General features: G+C 35.5%; 20 protein-coding genes. 5 read left to right on the top strand and 15 right to left on the bottom strand.

The genetic code is table 11. The annotated features are described in order from the left end of the window. Positions 1–266 precede the first annotated feature (266 nt). Positions 267–566, bottom strand: a complete 300-nt coding sequence (locus E0Y80_RS17190; RefSeq protein ID WP_156308917.1) for a helix-turn-helix domain-containing protein — start codon at positions 564–566, stop codon at positions 267–269. Then, complete coding sequence (locus tag E0Y80_RS17185) at positions 547–858, bottom strand: helix-turn-helix domain-containing protein (RefSeq protein WP_156308916.1); 312 nt, start codon at positions 856–858, stop codon at positions 547–549. Before E0Y80_RS17185 ends, E0Y80_RS17190 begins: the two co-directional genes overlap by 20 nt. A gap of 399 nt (positions 859–1257) precedes the next feature. On the opposite strand from E0Y80_RS17185, the gene E0Y80_RS17180 reads away from it, so the two are divergent. Then, positions 1258–2400: a cysteine desulfurase family protein gene (locus E0Y80_RS17180; protein ID WP_156308915.1), complete on the top strand. Its 1143-nt coding sequence runs from the start codon at positions 1258–1260 to the stop codon at positions 2398–2400. On the opposite strand, the gene moaCB is transcribed toward E0Y80_RS17180, so the two are convergent. From moaCB to E0Y80_RS17130, 10 genes are all read right to left on the bottom strand, one after another. After that, positions 2401–3309, bottom strand: a complete 909-nt coding sequence (moaCB, locus tag E0Y80_RS17175; RefSeq protein ID WP_156308914.1) for a bifunctional molybdenum cofactor biosynthesis protein MoaC/MoaB — start codon at positions 3307–3309, stop codon at positions 2401–2403. Positions 3310–3312: 3 nt separating this feature from the next. Beyond that, positions 3313–3750, bottom strand: a complete 438-nt coding sequence (locus tag E0Y80_RS17170; RefSeq protein WP_156308913.1) for a molybdenum cofactor biosynthesis protein MoaE — start codon at positions 3748–3750, stop codon at positions 3313–3315. Continuing rightward, positions 3743–4846, bottom strand: a complete 1104-nt coding sequence (locus E0Y80_RS17165) for a HesA/MoeB/ThiF family protein (protein WP_156308912.1) — start codon at positions 4844–4846, stop codon at positions 3743–3745. The genes E0Y80_RS17170 and E0Y80_RS17165 overlap by 8 nt, the downstream gene beginning before the upstream one ends. Positions 4847–4848: 2 nt before the next feature. Then, positions 4849–5079 carry a MoaD/ThiS family protein gene (locus E0Y80_RS17160; RefSeq protein ID WP_156308911.1) on the bottom strand — a complete coding sequence of 77 codons (231 nt, stop codon included), beginning with the start codon at positions 5077–5079 and terminating at the stop codon, positions 4849–4851. A gap of 12 nt (positions 5080–5091) precedes the next feature. After that, positions 5092–5262 carry a hypothetical protein gene (locus E0Y80_RS17155; RefSeq protein ID WP_156308910.1) on the bottom strand — a complete coding sequence of 57 codons (171 nt, stop codon included), beginning with the start codon at positions 5260–5262 and terminating at the stop codon, positions 5092–5094. 76 nt (positions 5263–5338) lie between these two features. Further along, positions 5339–6073, bottom strand: coding sequence for a sulfite exporter TauE/SafE family protein (locus tag E0Y80_RS17150; RefSeq protein WP_156308909.1), 735 nt, complete (start codon positions 6071–6073; stop codon positions 5339–5341). Between the two features lie 10 nt (positions 6074–6083). Then, on the bottom strand, positions 6084–7262 hold the full coding sequence (locus E0Y80_RS17145; RefSeq protein ID WP_156308908.1) for a molybdopterin molybdotransferase MoeA: 1179 nt from the start codon (positions 7260–7262) through the stop codon (positions 6084–6086). Further along, positions 7259–7855, bottom strand: a complete 597-nt coding sequence (locus E0Y80_RS17140) for a nucleotidyltransferase family protein (RefSeq protein ID WP_156308907.1) — start codon at positions 7853–7855, stop codon at positions 7259–7261. The genes E0Y80_RS17145 and E0Y80_RS17140 overlap by 4 nt, the downstream gene beginning before the upstream one ends. Next, positions 7855–8835, bottom strand: a complete 981-nt coding sequence (gene moaA / locus E0Y80_RS17135; protein WP_156308906.1) for a GTP 3',8-cyclase MoaA — start codon at positions 8833–8835, stop codon at positions 7855–7857. Before moaA ends, E0Y80_RS17140 begins: the two co-directional genes overlap by 1 nt. Positions 8836–8845: 10 nt before the next feature. After that, positions 8846–9964 carry an XdhC family protein gene (locus E0Y80_RS17130; protein WP_156308905.1) on the bottom strand — a complete coding sequence of 373 codons (1119 nt, stop codon included), beginning with the start codon at positions 9962–9964 and terminating at the stop codon, positions 8846–8848. Positions 9965–10546: 582 nt separating this feature from the next. On the opposite strand from E0Y80_RS17130, the gene E0Y80_RS17125 reads away from it, so the two are divergent. The 4 genes from E0Y80_RS17125 to E0Y80_RS17110 all read left to right on the top strand — a co-directional run bounded on the left by E0Y80_RS17125 (position 10547) and on the right by E0Y80_RS17110 (position 15207). Continuing rightward, complete coding sequence (locus tag E0Y80_RS17125; RefSeq protein ID WP_156308904.1) at positions 10547–11008, top strand: (2Fe-2S)-binding protein; 462 nt, start codon at positions 10547–10549, stop codon at positions 11006–11008. A 5-nt stretch (positions 11009–11013) separates the two neighbouring features. Beyond that, positions 11014–13161, top strand: a complete 2148-nt coding sequence (locus E0Y80_RS17120) for a xanthine dehydrogenase family protein molybdopterin-binding subunit (protein ID WP_197091643.1) — start codon at positions 11014–11016, stop codon at positions 13159–13161. Between the two features lie 58 nt (positions 13162–13219). Then, the gene (locus E0Y80_RS17115) at positions 13220–13855 is read left to right on the top strand and encodes a hypothetical protein (protein ID WP_197091642.1); all 636 of its coding nucleotides are present in this window, start codon (positions 13220–13222) and stop codon (positions 13853–13855) included. A 470-nt stretch (positions 13856–14325) separates the two neighbouring features. Continuing rightward, a complete protein-coding gene (locus E0Y80_RS17110) occupies positions 14326–15207 on the top strand; it encodes a helix-turn-helix domain-containing protein (protein ID WP_156308902.1) in 882 nt (293 codons plus the stop codon). A gap of 10 nt (positions 15208–15217) precedes the next feature. On the opposite strand, the gene E0Y80_RS17105 is transcribed toward E0Y80_RS17110, so the two are convergent. The 3 genes from E0Y80_RS17105 to E0Y80_RS17095 all read right to left on the bottom strand — a co-directional run bounded on the left by E0Y80_RS17105 (position 15218) and on the right by E0Y80_RS17095 (position 16687). After that, positions 15218–15553 (bottom strand): molybdenum ABC transporter permease, encoded by a 336-nt coding sequence (locus E0Y80_RS17105; protein WP_156308901.1) that lies wholly within the window; start codon positions 15551–15553, stop codon positions 15218–15220. A gap of 112 nt (positions 15554–15665) precedes the next feature. Beyond that, the gene (locus E0Y80_RS17100; RefSeq protein ID WP_156308900.1) at positions 15666–16115 is read right to left on the bottom strand and encodes a DUF3872 domain-containing protein; all 450 of its coding nucleotides are present in this window, start codon (positions 16113–16115) and stop codon (positions 15666–15668) included. 11 nt (positions 16116–16126) lie between these two features. Then, on the bottom strand, positions 16127–16687 hold the full coding sequence (locus E0Y80_RS17095) for a conjugal transfer protein TraO (protein ID WP_156308899.1): 561 nt from the start codon (positions 16685–16687) through the stop codon (positions 16127–16129). Positions 16688–16698 lie beyond the last annotated feature (11 nt).

Here is a 16698-nt window from a genome sequence, read left to right as displayed (position 1 = left end):
AATACCATTTTTAATATTAGTGAAGCCCTGCACAAAAAAAAGACGCAGGCAACTACACTCATCGATACTACGCACTGGTACGCCTACCCCGAATTAGCGAACGCCCACGCCATAACGTGAGCGTTCTTACTTATTGACTCTAGGTTACAAAAATTACCAGTTTTTAGTACCAAGACCTAAAGCAAAAACACTTTAAGTATTTTCTATATTTTACGTAGCAAATATACTAAACCCATTTCGATAGAACCATACTCACCCAAAATTTATTACAGACAATGTTTGCTATTGGATATATAATTGTGCTCCAGTATTGTCAGAATATCCGTTTCCTTGTAAATAATCTTACCGCCAATTTGTATATATGGCAAGATTTTATCATCCCTGTATTGTTGTAAAGTCCTTTTGCTTATATGGAGCAGTTTGCACACATCTTCGCCCGCTAAGTAAATTTCTCCGTTCATTACTGGACGGTAGTTTTTCAATATACTTTCGATACGGTTTCTCAACTGCATTATCATTTGCTGTTGTTCGATTACTTCTTCATTGTCATTCGTCAGTAAATCCATTGTCATTGCTATTGTACGGCTGTCCAGCTTCGAGTAAAGCCTGTACGTCCGAGCGTTTGTAATAATTCTTACGGTTCATTTTGGAATAAGGAAGTAAGCCTTTGTCCTTGTAGGTCTGCAAAGTCCGTTTGGTGATGTTTATCATCAAACACACTTCTTGGTTATCGAGCCACTTTTCTTCTTTGAATATCGGTGTATATCTTCGTATGGCATTTTCGGTCATTTCCAAAAGTTCCCTAAGCTCATTCTGCATTCCGTCCAGTACGGATTTTTGTATTGCGATAACTTCCATAATCTGCTCAATTTTTCTGTGGAAGTCGAATTTATAAAGGCTTATTACAAGGTTGGGAAATGTTGTACCTATTGGCATTCAAAGGCAGTGTTTGGCATTGGAACAGTAATATGGAAGGGATTTATTTTGTGATTTGAGGAAAAACCATTTCGGCAGAAGAATATACAAAATAATCTTTGTGTACATTTTAGTCTTGAGATGAGATTTCCCAAAGACGGCTAAGCGCAATAAAAATTCCAATGATTTCAAAGGCTAACTCAAAATTCTACTTCAAAAAAAGAAATCCTTCCTAATGGCTTTATGCTTCATAATTAGCTTTAAAATATCAAGTCAAACAACACAAGAAAAGATTTCCTTTATATCGAAACTGTAATAAATTTTTTTATTATCTTTCATGCTATGGTAAAAAATGATTTTATTTATCTGGATTACAATGCCACAACGCCTGTTGAACAAAGAGTTGTTGATGCGATGTTACCTTATTTTAATGATTTATATGCTAATTCTGGGAGTTCACACCTTTTCGGACTTACCGTAAAAGAGGCGATTGAAGAAGCCGAAGAACAAATCGCTGAACTTATTTCTGCAAATCCGAAAGAAATTATCTACACGTCTGGAGCAACGGAAGCCGTTAATTTAGCTTTAAAAGGCATTGAAAAAACGAATGGCAAAAATCACATCATTACCGTAAAAACTGAACACAAAGCAGTTTTAGATACTTGTTTTTATTTGGAACAGCAAGGATTTTTTGTCACTTATCTTAATGTTGCAAAAGATGGATTAATCAATCTAGAAGAATTGAAAAATGAAATCAACACTAAAACCTTGATGGTATGTGTAATGCTTGTCAATAACGAAACTGGCGTAATTCAGCCCATAAAAGAGATTGCAGAAATTGCTCATCACAAAGATTGCTTTGTTTTTTGTGATGCTACGCAAGCCGTTGGAAAAATTCCCGTGGATATTAAAGTTCTTGGTGTTGATATGATGGCTTTTTCGGCTCACAAATTTTACGGCCCAAAGGGAATTGGCGCGTTGTATATATCTTCAAAAATTAAAAAAAGTATGAGTTCCCAAATTCATGGCGGTGGACAGCAATTCAATTTGAGAAGCGGGACAATGAATGTTCCGGGAATTATCGGAATGGGAAAAGCAGCAAAAATTGCTCTCAGAGAAATGCAGAATTCCGCACAAAAAGTTAAAGAATTGAGAGATAAGCTGGAAAATTCATTATTAAAAATCCCAGATGTTCAAGTCAATGGCAGTACAGAAAATAGAATTTTCAACACAACCAATATTTGTTTTTCCGATGTCAATTCTGAGCATATCATATTGTCTCTCGGAAATATTTGTGTATCAAACGGTTCTGCGTGCAACGCCACAACTTCCAAACCATCTCACGTTCTTAAATCAATGGGTATGAATGACTTAGATGCGATTTCTTCGTTACGATTTAGTTTAGGAAAATTTACTACCCAATCAGAAATCGAAATGGTAGTAGAAAAAATACAAAAAATTGTGTTTCAATTACGAATTAGTTAATTAATGTCCGTCTCCTTTTTTTACCGAAAATACGTGCAAAACCTGTGGAAACAAAGCTTTAACGTACTCTTTCACAGCTCCAGAAGAACCCGGTAAGGTCAAGATCAGCGTATCATCAGAAAAACCTGCAATTCCGCGGGAAAGCATTGAAGTTTTCACTCGGTCCTGTCCATAATTCCTCGCCGTTTCCATAATTCCTGGAATTTCTTTGGTAATGAATGGTAGTACGGCTTCAGGCGTTACATCGCGTTGCGACAAACCTGTTCCGCCTGTAAATAAAAGCAGGTCACAACCTTTATTTTTATAAAATTCAATCAGTTGACGAATCGCAGCGATATCATCTGGAACTATCGAATAATCAATTTCAGTAATACCTTGATTTTTAAGTGCTTCAACCAATAATTTTCCTGAAATATCATTTTTTATTCCTTGGGAAACAGAATCACTGCAAACAACTACCGCAGCCATTAAATTTTCGGTCTCTATTTTTTTCTGACTGTTTTTTCCGCCTTGTTTTTCCAATAGTTTGATGTTGGCTATTTCAATTTTTTTATCGATTGGTTTCAGCATATCATAAATTACCAAAGCCGCAACCGATGCGCCATGCATGGCTTCAACCTCAACGCCAGTTTTATAAATGGTATGAACTTCAACAGTGATATTGATATTCAAATTATTTAATTCATAGCTAATCGAAGCATATTCAACAGGCAAAGGATGGCAATCGGGAATAACGTCGCTGGTTTTTTTTATCGCCAATAAAGCGGAAGCTCTTGCAAATTCTAGAACATTGCCCTTCGGAACGGTTCCGTTTTTTACAGTTTCTATTGTGGCAAGATTTGAAGCTTTGATGGTTGCCGAAGCAATCGCTTTTCGGAGTGTAAAAGTTTTAAAAGTAATATCTACCATTGCTTATTGGTTTATTTTCCATTGATGAGTTTCGTCCTCAAAAATCTCTTTACCCCATATTGGAAGTTCGTTTTTAATGCGCTCTACCACTTCGTTACAGGCCAAAGTTGCTTCTTTTCTGTGCTTTGATGAAGTGAAGACAAAAAGGCAAATTTCTCCTCTATTTACAACACCTAGGCTGTGATAAATGTGCATACAAGTAATATCATATTTCGCAAAAATCTCTTCTCTGATGGCGGTCATTTGGGTTAAAGCCAAATCTTCAAATGAGGTATATTCTATCGCTTTTACCGTTTTATTTTCAACTTTATCTGCCCGAATTTGCCCTAAGAAAATGTGATGTGCTCCGATTTCCGTCTTCGTCGAATGTTTTGTAATGCTTTCTGCAATAAACAAAGGCGAAATAGGACTATTTTGAAATATATTTTTGATTTTACTCATTGATCTCTTTAATTAAATGATTAATACCGCCTTCCAAATGGCTGATTTTGTGTTCCTTTCCTAAAAGTTGATATAAAAGGTGTCCTCCAACAATACTTCTCTTACCAGACTGACAAACGACAATGATATTTCGATTATTAATTTGATTAATGTTTGCCTTTAATTCAGATAAGGGTATTGGTAAATAGGGAATTTCAAGTTTAGGATACTCACTCTTGTCTCGAACATCAATGATAACCGTATCTGGAAGCTTTGCAATTTTATTAAATTCGGACGGTGAAATATTTTTAATGTCATTATGTTCAATTCCGCAATGAAGTTCGTAATTCATTTTTTCAAATTCTTGTATGTTTTGAGGAAAATTCAAATTTACATCTTTAGGAATTTCAAAAATAGCAGTCTGATAATCCAAAACATTGATGGTCATTAATTTGTTGATTAATGGCTCTCCAATACCTGTAATTAATTTAATGACTTCCGTAGCCTGCAATGTTCCGATAATTCCGGGTAAAACGCCCAAAACACCTGCATCATTGCAATCTGGTACTTCTCCAGGTTTTGGAGGTTCAGGGAAAAGATTTCTGTAATTTGTGGTAAATCCTTCTTGATTTAAAAAATTGAAAATAGCAATTTGACCTTCATATTGATAAATTGCACCGAAAATCAAAGGCTTTTCTAAAATCCGACAAACATCATCGAGCAAATAACGGGTTGGGAAATTGTCTGTACAATCTATTATAAAATTATAATCCGAGACAATTTCCACAGCATTTTTAGTTGTTATTCTTTCAGAAATAATATTGATTTTTACTTCCGGATTCATTGCACTAAGTCTTTTAAATGCGGTTTCAGTCTTTAGTTTTCCTATGTCATTTGAAGTATAAAGAATCTGTCGGTGCAAATTGCTGAGCGAAACTTTATCGTCATCTATAATACCAATATTTCCAACGCCGACTGCGGTCAGATATTGAAGAACAGGACAGCCCAAACCTCCGGCTCCAACTACAAGAATCTTTGCAGATGCAAGTTTTTCCTGAGCTTTGATGCCAAAGTTTTGCAATTTAATTTGCCTGTCGTATCGTTTTAAATTCAACATATTTATCCGCCGGAATAAGGTGGCATCAAGGCTACCACATCACTGTTTTTTAATTCTGTATTTTCTAGAATAATTTTTTGATTAACTGCAATTCTCAATTTTAAATCTTTTAATTGAGTGAATTTTTCATTGAGTTGATTCAATAATTCATTGGTATTTTCTGCATCAAATTCAAAATCTGAGCCCAAAATTTCTTTCAATCTGCCAAAGCTGATTATTTTAATCGTTGCCATTAATCTATTTTTTTAAGCTGTATCGTTTTTAGGAATTTTACATACCGCCTTCCCCTTCACATTCTTGATAGCTAAACGGTATTCTTTCAAATGACTGGTAATCTGAATATTATAAATTGTGTGTTTCTGATAATTTTCTAAATCCGCAGACGTGACTACTTTTTTCTCATTGTCTAATGTCATGATTTCAATGCTTTTCGAATGTGCAAATGTTAGTGTTATGAAGAAGAAAGCAAGTAATAAAAGTAAATGTTTCATTTTAAATAGCGCTTGATATTAATTTATAGGAAGCCATCAAAAGTACGACAGCTAATATATATTTTAGTCCGTATTGATTCAGTTTTTTTGAAGCTAGATATGCACCAACCAATCCACCAGCAAATGCGCAGATAATATACAGCCACATATCGCTGGTAAAAGCAATTTCTTTAGTAAACATTCCACCTAAAGCTGCCACAGAATTTACGAAAATAAAGGCGGCACTAATGGTCGCCGTCTGTTTTTGGTTGGTCCATTTCAATAAAACAAGAATAGGAGAAAGTAAGATACCACCACCAATTCCTATCATTCCTGATAATAAACCAATTACTGCACCGAAAAACAATGATATATATATTTGAGGCTCTTTCAATTCGCTGTCGTCTGGACTTTTAAAGAAGAAAAACCGAATCACAGGGAAAAGTAACAAAATACCTAAAATACGTTTGTACAAATTATCGTCGATATGAATCATTCCACCTACAAAAGCCAAAGGGATAGACGCGAGCGCAATAGGAATGAAAGTCTGAAGTTTGAAATGTCCACCTCTGTAATATTGTATAAAAGCGATGAGTGATACGAATAAATTGAGGACAAGTGCTGTCGGTTTCATCTCCTGTGGAGCTACGCCGTACAATGACATCAAAGCAAGATAACCGCTTGCTCCACCGTGTCCGACTGCCGCATACAAAGCAGCGATAATGAATAAAATAAGGTAAAAAAATTCTACATTCATTAGAGGATTTCTATTTTAATAAGATAAGTTCAACCACCTCATCTTTCTCACAACCTTCTGAATTTTCGGGCAGAATCATCAAACAATTGGCTTCTGCAAAAGATTGAAGTCGGTACGATTCCTGCGCGTGAAGCGGTGTTACTTTTCCATCAATAAATGTAGATTTTAGAAAATGAGTGAGACCGGTTTTCTTTTGATATTTGGAGGTTGTAACTGCATTTGTGTTTGAAGTTATTGCTGGTCGTTTCATCAATGTTGAAAACAACGGAGCAATGTATAAATAAAAACAAGTCAGCGCCGAGGAAGGATTTCCCGGTAATCCAAATATCAGTTTTTCTTCTTTAGTTCCAAAGTAGAATGGTTTACCAGGTTTTTGCTTTATTTTATGAAATTGCTTTTCAACCCCACATTTTTCTGTAGTATCAATCACAAAATCATAATCGCCAACACTTACGCCGCCAACCAAAATTACAATGTCTGTCTTTGAAAGTGCCATATCCAAAGTATCTTCAACCTCCAAAGGATTATCTTGAACCCAAAAGCTTTTAATGGTATTAATTCCGCATTGTTTTAAAACGCTTTCCAACTGATAGGAATTGGATTCGAAAACCTGCCCAAAATCTAGATTATTGCCCGGCTTTATCAACTCGTTACCCGTTAAAATTAATGAAACAGAAGGCGGCGAGTAAACATTGACTTCTGAACATCCGATTCCTGCCAAATACCCGATTGCAGCGGCAGAAAGATAGCTGTCTTTACTGATTGCAATGCTGTTTTTTTTTGCATCGCTTCCCGCATCTCTTACATTTGTGCCTTTTTCAAGGTCATTATCTTGAATGATTAGATATTCTTTGTCTTCAATCGTAACTTTTTCCTGCATTATGACGGTGTTTGCGCCAATTGGTAGCGGTGCTCCTGTAAAAATTCGACAAGCGGTTCCATTTTTAAGGTGAAACTGCTCTGTAGTTCCTGCCGACATTTCCCCAACGATTTTTAGTTTTAAATCTTTATCTTCAAAACGAATCGCATAGCCATCCATCGAAGATTGCGAAAAATTCGGAATATCATATTTTGAGTAAATATCTTCAGCAGTTGTATATCCAGATGCTTCTTTTAAGGGAAGAATTTGGTTTTTTCTTGGGGGAATATTTTGTGCGATTATATTATTTGCTTCCGCTACACTAATCATTCTTTCGATTTTAAATTTTCATAATCTGCTTTCGTATCAATATCAATAGCTCCCTTTTCAAATTCAAAAGTTTCAACATCTTTCATATTCTGTTGAATAATTTTTTTTGCCCCTTGTTCGCCTGTAAGCGACAATAAATTTTCAAAATATTTTTTAGAAAATAAAGCCGGAACTCCCAATATATCGGCATATTTTGCCACGATGATTTCTTTTTTTGAACTCTCATTCAATTTTAGCATTTCTAAAAATAAATCACTCGTTAAATAAGGCTGGTCGCATACCAAAATAAAACATTTTTCCATTTCGGGAAACCGATCTATTAAAGTTTTTAATCCTGATTTGATTGAAGAAGCCATTCCAGATTGCCAATCATTATTGATTGATATTGATATATTTTTTTCGGTAATCATAGAAGCTATTTCATGATGATTCGCTCCCAAAACCAAGATGATTTGATTCTTGTAAAACACTTCCAATGCTGTGTTAATCATTCTATCAAGCAATGTTTTTCCTTGATAAATCAGTAATTGTTTTGCAGTTCCCATTCTTGTAGAATTTCCTGCTGCTAATAATATAATTCCCGTATCTTTCATTATCCGCCGATATTAATCATACTTCTGTTTTGAATGATTGATGCGTTGATTTTTTCAAACTGTTCATTCAATTGTCCGCCTTGTGTTTTTGCTTTTGACCAAATCGCAGATTGTATGATTGGTAAAATATCCTGACCGTTTCGAAAGGGTGTCAAAAGGTCGGTTTCGTGTTTTGAGAACAGACAGTTTTTCAATTTTCCATCGGCAGTAAGTCTTATCCGGTTGCATCCGCTGCAAAAAGGTTCGCTCATTGTGCTGATGATAGAGAACCTTCCTTTGTGACCATGAATTTTAAAACTTTTCGCTGTTTCGTGAAAACCGATGGGTTGAGCAACATAGTGGTATTTTTCTTTAATAATATCTAAAATATCTCTTTGCGTCATTACCTGATTGCTGCTCCATTTGTTCCCGCTGAAAGGCATAAATTCTATAAATCGAATGTCTATAAGATTGTTTTTTGTAAATGCAATAAAGTCGGATATTTCATCATCATTAATGCCTTTCATTGCCACAACGTTGATTTTGGTTGTTATGTTGTTATTTAAAAGCAAATCGATATTTTTAACCACTCTGTCAAAATAATCTCGGCGGGTGATTCTTAGGAATTTGTCTTTTTGTAAAGTATCGAGGCTAATATTAATACTGTGAAAATTTGCTTTAACGATTTCTGGAAGCATATCATCAATACGGATACCGTTTGTGGTGCAGGCCAATTGTACTGGTAATTTACCTAAATTTTGGATGATTTTCGAAGCATCTTTTCTTACAAAAGGTTCGCCTCCTGTGAGCCTGATTTTATTAACACCTTGCTGAACAAATAATTTGGCTACGGCATCAATTTCCTCCACTTGCATCAGTTTTGAGTGTGGTGTAAAATCATAATTTTCTTCTGGCATACAGTAAAAACAGCGCAGATTGCAATTATCCGTTAAAGAGATTCTCAAGTAGTTGTGTATTCTTCCAAATTGGTCGGCCAGCATATCTTATTTCTTATTTACTCACAGTATCAGTGTGGATTTTTTCCTTTTTTTCTCTCAGAAACAAACCATTTCTTTGGCTCAAAACAGCTTTGATTTCTGCAATGATCGAAATGGCGATTTCCTCTGAAGTTTCAGCGCCAATATCCAAACCGACAGGCCCGTAAAGTTTATTTAATTCTTCATCTCCAACGTTTATACCAGAACTTTTCACATCGTCAATCATTCTGTCAAGCTTTGTTTTTGGCCCCAAAAGTCCAATATATTTTACAGGCTGATGTATAATGAGTTTTAACAAAGCCAAATCGTAATTATAATTGTGCGTCATCAAAACAAAAATAGTCGATTCGTCTATTTCTATTTTATCAATGATTTCTTCGGGCTTAGCAAATAAAACCTCATCCGCTTTTGGAAATCTCTTTTTCTGTGCGTGAGTTACTCTGCCGTCAGTGATGATGGTTTTCCATCCTAAAATGGAAGCTGTTTCTACTAAAGGTTTTACATCATTTCCGGCTCCAGCGATAATAAGTGTGGTTTGTGGAGGAATATATTGCAGCAGGATTTCATTTGATGAAACTGTACTCAATATATTCTGTTTTTTTTCTAAAACCTTTGAAGAAAAATTCATCAATCCACTTTCTGAAATTCCTTCGGAGTTTAATAAAATTAATTCCTGATTTCTTACAAATCCTACAGTTCCAATTTGTTTGTTTCTTTTTTCTAATGAAAATATCGTTGTGATAACAGATTTATTTCTGTTTTCTATTGTTTTTTCCAAAAGAGATATTGGATTTTGAGTAGCATTTTTATCAATATATTCAAACAAAATATGCACAATCCCATTACACCCCAACTGAACCCCAAATTCTACATCATCAGGATTACTGGTATCGTAAGTGATGAGTTTATTGCTTTTCTGATGAATTGCCAACACGGCTTTTTTTAAAGCATCGCCTTCCAAACATCCCCCACTAATTGCACCTGTAAGTTGCCCATCTTCTGTGACCAACATTCTTGCGCCAGCTTGCCGATAAGATGAACCTTCTACCATCACAACTGTAGCAAGTGCGGCGCGAATTTGTTCCTTTTCTGCTTTTCTATATGCCGCTATAATATCAGCCAATTCACCCATCTTTTAAAACTAAATTTTTTATTTTTATGTTCATTAAAACGCCTTGTTATATAGCATTACATTAACTCCTATTTTATATAATTACTTCATCTTGCGTTGGACTGCCTAATTACAAACATAAGCGATTTGGACATTACGAGTAATCATAGGTATAACCTAGACTTAGCTCTAAATTGCAATAAGTAAAGTTAAAATATTTTACACAACGAAAACTAAAGAAAATCAAATAATAAATTAATGTTTTCAAACAATTGTAGTCTCGTTCAATTTTAATAAACCAAATAAATAAAATTATGCGTTTGATAAAATAAAGAGGTAGTCTCTTATTAAGAGGAGCAAATTATAATATTGCAATATAAATATTTGAAATTCTTAATTATCCCTTTGATTTTCTTTATTTGAAATATAACTTAAATCTTAAATTTGTTATTAGTAAATGACTCGTTTTATTCCAATTACAGTTATTTGTTCCTAGTATAATTTATTTGTTAAAACTCTGAACTAATAAAAAAATTGAGAAAACAACAGTTATTTACTTATTATATTATAACTAAGGTATCGTTTGTTAACAACAACTATTATATGATTACACTAAAAGTAAATGAAAAGGCATATGAAATTGATGCGTCAATAGACATGCCTCTATTGTGGGCATTGAGAGATTTAGTCGGATTAACAGGCACTAAATTTGGGTGCGGAGTGGCTCAATGTGGTGCCTGCACGGTACACCTTGATGGAGAAGCAGTTCGGTCATGTGTTACTAAGGTTGAAAGAGCTGTAGGAAAGAACATCACAACTATTGAAGGTCTTTCTCTTGATAATGACCATCCACTTCAAAAAGCATGGCTAGAATTTGATGTGCCACAGTGTGGATACTGCCAATCTGGTCAGATTATGTCAGCAGCTGTTCTTTTGAGGGAGAACCCTTCACCAACGGATCAAGATATTGATGATGCTATGGCAGGTAATATTTGTAGATGTGGCACCTATCCTAGAATTAGAGCCGCTATTCATCAGGCTGCAAAAACACTAAAGAACAAATAATGAACATGGACAGACGAAATTTTATTAAATCTGGAGCTTTAGTAGCCGGAGGATTGCTGATTTCTTTTACAATACCAGGAGCTAATAAAATGGCAGCAATGGGTGAAGTAGCAACATCTGCTGGACTTCCATTTTCTCCAAATGCTTTCTTGAAAATTGGTACAGATAACTCAATTACAGTACTACTTAGTCACGTTGAAATGGGGCAGGGTATCTGGACTACTCTTCCAATGTTGTTGGCAGAAGAACTTGATGTTGACCTTAATCAGATTATCGTAAAGCATGGCGGTGCAGACGAAGCATTTAATCACCCGGTTTATGGCATACAAATTACAGGAGGCTCTACCACAACTTGGTCTGAATTTGATCGCTATCGTAATGCTGGTGCTACTGCAAGAATTTTATTAACTCAAGTAGCAGCAAAACGTACAGGTGTAGCTATTGAAAATTGTAAAACAGAAAATGGGACTGTTACAGCTGGTGGAAAAAAATTCACTTATGGCGAATTAGCTGCTGATGCAGCACTTTTACCAGTTCCCGAAAAAGTGACATTACGTTCCAAAGATAATTGGAAATATATTGGCAAAAGTGTTAAACGATTAGACGCCGGGGTAAAAACCAACGGAAAAGCTATATTTGGCATGGATATTCAATTCCCTGGTTTATTAACCGCTGTTGTGGCACATTCACCAGTATTTGGGGGAAAAGTAAAATCATTTAATGCAACTGAAGCAAAAGCAATAAAAGGTGTAAGACAAGTGGTTCAAATACCTACTGGCGTTGCTGTTATTGCTGATAACTACTATGCTGCGCAACAAGGTAAAAGAGCGTTACGGGTTACTTGGGTAAATGGTTCAGCCGTTGGAATATCAACCACCAAACAAACAGCAGCTTACAAAAAACTGGCAGCATCTAATGGATTAACAGTACAAAAACAAGGTAACGCATCAGATGGTTTATCAAAATCTACAAAAGTTTTAAAAGCAGAATATGTTTTCCCATATCTCGCCCATGCACCTATGGAACCATTAAATTGTACGGTAAAAATAGAAAATGGCAAATGCGAAATATGGACTGGCACCCAATTACCAGGGGTGGAACAGGCTGCGGCTGCTAAAATTCTAGGATTTGCTCCTGAAAACATCACTATAAACGTTCCGTTTCTAGGTGGCGGATTTGGAAGACGAGCAACTCCTACTGCAGACTTTGTTTCTGAAGCGGTGCATATTGCAAAAGCCTCCGGAAAACCTGTTAAAATGGTTTGGAGTCGCGAAGATGATATAAAAGGTGGTTATTTTAGACCTTTTGTCGTACATAATGTAACAGCAGGTCTTGATATTAAAGGAAGGCCAGTTGCTTGGAATCATAATATTGCATCACAATCCATTATGAAAGGCGCAGCTAACGTATTAGGAGAGCTAAAAGATTCTATTGATGACACCACTGTGGAAGGTGTAAAAGGCTCGCCATATTTCACCAGCATACCAGATCACTTTATAGGATTACACAATACTGAGGAGGCTATACCTGTCTTATGGTTTCGTTCTGTTGGGCATACGCATACAGCTTACGTTATGGAAACAATGATGGATGAAGTTGCACACAATGCCGGTCGTGATCCAGTGGAGTACAGACGTGGTTTCTTTAAAGAACATCCTCGACACTTAGCAGCACTAAATCTTGTTGCTGAAAAAGGTAATTGGAAAAAAGCATTGCCAACGGGTCATTTTAAAGGTGTAGCGGTAGCCGAGGCATTTGGAAGTTATGTAGCAACTATTGCCGAAGTGAGTATTTTGAATGGACAAGTAAAAGTGCACAAAATAGATTGTGCAATTGATTGCGGCTTAGCTGTAAATCCAGAAGGCGTAAAAGCGCAGGTCGAAAGTGGAATTATATTTGGTTTAACCATGGCACTTTATGGTGAAATCACTATCGAGGATGGAAAATTACAGCAAAATAATTTTTATGACTATAAAATAGCTAGGATACACGAAACTCCTGAAATAAATGTTTACATCGTTGAAAGTGACGGAAAAATGGGCGGAGTTGGAGAATGTGCTGTACCACCAACGGCTCCAGCTATTGCCAATGCAATTTTTGCTGCTACAGGCAAACGGATTTACAATCTTCCGCTAATGAACCATAAGCTTTAACTAATAAAGAAGACTAATGATGATTAAAAAATTAAATAATATGATATCAAGAAAGTCAATGATACTCATAGCCTTCGTATCGATAACTGCTTACGTAATTGCAAATTCTTTTAGCAACAAAACTTATATGCCTATAAAAATAGAGCAAATCGGCAATAGTACTTCTGTACAACAAAAAAAGGATAGCATTACCTCCGTAAAAGCCTATATGAAAGTTCATGCTGTATTACAGCACCCACGATGTATGAATTGTCATCCTTCTGGAGATATCCCTCTTCAGGGGGAAGATAGCCATCTGCATGCTATGTTGCCAAAAAGAGGTGTTGACGGAAAGGGGCTTTACGCCATGAAATGTAATAGTTGCCACCAACCCACAAATACCCCCGGTTTACATACTCCTCCCGGTAATCCGAACTGGCATTTGCCGCCAGCAGACATGAAGATGGTCTTTCAGGGTAAGTCGCCTAGCGAGTTGGCAAAACAATTGCTAAACCCAGCTACAAATAATCATAAGAACCACGAGCAACTAATTGAGCATGTGAGTCATGACAAATTGGTAATTGGCGGGTGGAATCCTGGTGAAGGAAGGGAATTGCCTCCAGGAACTCACAAAGAGTTTGTAGAAAATTTCAAGACTTGGCTTGCAACAGGTGCTTATATTCCCTCCGAAAAAATAAAGGCTGATAAAAAATAGATTATTTGTAAGCACGCACTATCTTCTTATAAAATAAATTTAATTGAGGAATCATTAATTAGGAGTTTAGCAGTATAGTATGACGAGCTAGTAATTTGATATGCTTACAAAAGATTCAAACTTCATTCCAAAAGAAAGTTTAAAATTTTCTCTGGAATTTATCTAACTACCCCACAAACGAAATAAATGTAAGATTAGCAAAACGATACGATTCTTTTAGTATTATATCATTCTCCAACTATTTCTATAATTTTATAATGCTGGAGATAAAGTAATCTAACATTGATGCGTAATTAAGAATCTTAATGTAATTTACGAAGCTAATTAACCATTTTTCGCTATTGCAAAAAGCACCTTTTTTGTGCACTCATTTTATAAAAAATTGATTAAGAGTAGTTTAATGCATTATAAATTAGTTTTTTGTCAAATTTTATTAAGTTCATTTTAATTATTATACTATTTTTAGGTACATGAAAAACTTAGAATCGTTAGAAGATTTTTTCCAAAACAATCAAGTTTCTACAGAAGTTGATAAGCTGTTTAATGTTTTTGAATTGGAAGAATTTTGTAAAACTCCGACACATTACAGTAGAAAGGATTATTATAAGATTTCTCTATTAAAAAGTTTTGGAAGGGTTCTTTATGCTGACGGTGAGGTCGATGTTAATCAACCTGCTTTAATGTTTACAAGCCCTATTACGCCATATTCTTGGGAAAGTGCTCCAGGAGACCTAAAAGGATATTTTTGTATATTTAAAGAAGAGTTTTTGAAAGAAAGCAAATTTAGCGAGAGTGTGCAAAACTCTCCCTTATTTAATATATGTGGTACAAAGCCTATATTTTTTCTAAACGAATCTGAATATACTACACTGGAAATTTTTTTTATAAAAATGATCGAAGTTTCAGAGTCTGAATATCAATACAAATATGAACTTTTAAGAAACTACGTTAGCTTGATAATTCACGAAGCGATGCAATTGAGTCCGACCGAATCCTCTGAGCAACCTACAAATGCGTCTAAAAGAATTACAACCCTTTTTCTTGAACTTTTGGAGCAACAATTCCCCATAGTGTCAACTTCTCAACCACTAACATTAAAATCAGCTAGTGATTTTGCAAAAGTACTCTCCGTGCACGTTAATCATCTAAATTTTTCTGTAAGGGAAATCACAGGAAAATCCACTACAGCACACATTACAGACCGTATTTTAGCAGAGGCAAATATATTATTGAGAAATACAGATTGGCCCATAGCAGACATAGCTTTTAGTTTGGGTTTTAATTATCCTACATATTTTAATAATTTTTTTAAAAAGAAGACAGGATGCAGCCCTAAATCATTGAGAAAATAAAGTCGATATTTTAAAACAAAATGCGAAGGAGCGCAACGTTCCATCTACAAATATACAAATAAGGTCTTTTATGCCATTCCGTTTTTACTTCTGATTGTTTTTTCTCTTTTTTCATTTGCGAATACGACCAAATAAAAACAATACCAATAATAATCAAAGCATAAGCAATCCATTTGCCAACACGTTCTATGAAACGTGTAAATACAGATGCTTCAAAGCTCGAAAAACCTTCTGCACCTACAGCATTACGTCTGTAAAATTTCCTGCGACTTATCCAGTAAACAAGCCCTATCCCGATAACAAGCGGAATAATACCAAGTACTAATTGAGCAGTAATTGCATCCATACTTATTGAGATTTTAGTTTAAGTAAATTTAAGAAAAAATGCTTTTATCCGAAAGTCTAAAAGCAAAAAAACCGACCTAAAAAGTCGGTTTTTATCTACGTTTATATTCCTGTTAATCACTACTATTAAACTGAAAACTCAATTGCTTTTCATTCCCAAAATTGTCAGAAATCCAAACATCAAAAGATTGTGATACAGCAGATGCAGAAGTGTAATATAGCCTGAACTGCTCTGTTGGTAACGGATACAAATCGTTCGGCAAGTATGGTGTTTCATTGTAATATCGAAGTGAACCTTGTCCGTCAAATTGGAAATAGCGAAGAAAATACTGCGTGTTGCTGTAATTTCCTGTTCGTTGAATTGTAACTCGTATTTCCACCGTTTGTCCATTGGCAATATCTTTCGATACTGGCATTACTTTGACCTCAAAAGGAAAATCGTTTTGTATTTCGAGGTCATCATCTTTGCTACAAGATACCAAAGAAACCGAAGCTGTGAGGATTGCCAAGATTATGTATATCGGCAATAATCCTACTCTGAATTTGTTAAATATTCCTATCATTTTTTCTGTTTTTAAAAGTTAAATCGTAATCCTCCACCAGCCGATGGACGGAATTGTTTCATATCTGTACCCCATAAAACCTTTGTTCGCCCAGCAAAAACCAATACAAATCGGTCGGACAAATATGTTTCAAAAGTAATTCGTCCACCAGCTCCGTAGATGAAGTTGTCCTCGCTCAAAATCTTCGCACCATCATATAACATCGGTTCGCTCCGGTTGATGGTTTCATATCCTACTACGCCTGTTATCCCGAAGTTCAGCGTAATATTTTTACGGGTATCTCCCAAAAGAAATAGACTATAACCACCTTCGGCAGTAAAAGTTTCTTGCGGAATGCGGATGTCTTTGTACTCGTGGTATTGGTGTGTATATTCCAATGCCCAAAGTTGGTAATTGCCGTTTTTACCGTTCACGGTCATTCCGATGTTGAGGTAATAATCATTGCCGATTTTATCTTTGGATAAAATACCAGCATTTAGTTCAATTCCTTTTTGCTTCGGAAGCATTCTTTGCGCTTGTGCAACCGTGATGCCTACTAAAACGAGCATCACGGTGTAGATATACTTTTTCATATAATTGCTTT

This window comes from Sphingobacterium endophyticum, from assembly GCF_009733535.1.
GTDB lineage: Bacteria > Bacteroidota > Bacteroidia > Sphingobacteriales > Sphingobacteriaceae > Sphingobacterium > Sphingobacterium endophyticum.
The sequence above is the reverse complement of the archived record's forward strand: the minus strand, read 5'-3'. Positions and strand labels throughout refer to the sequence as shown.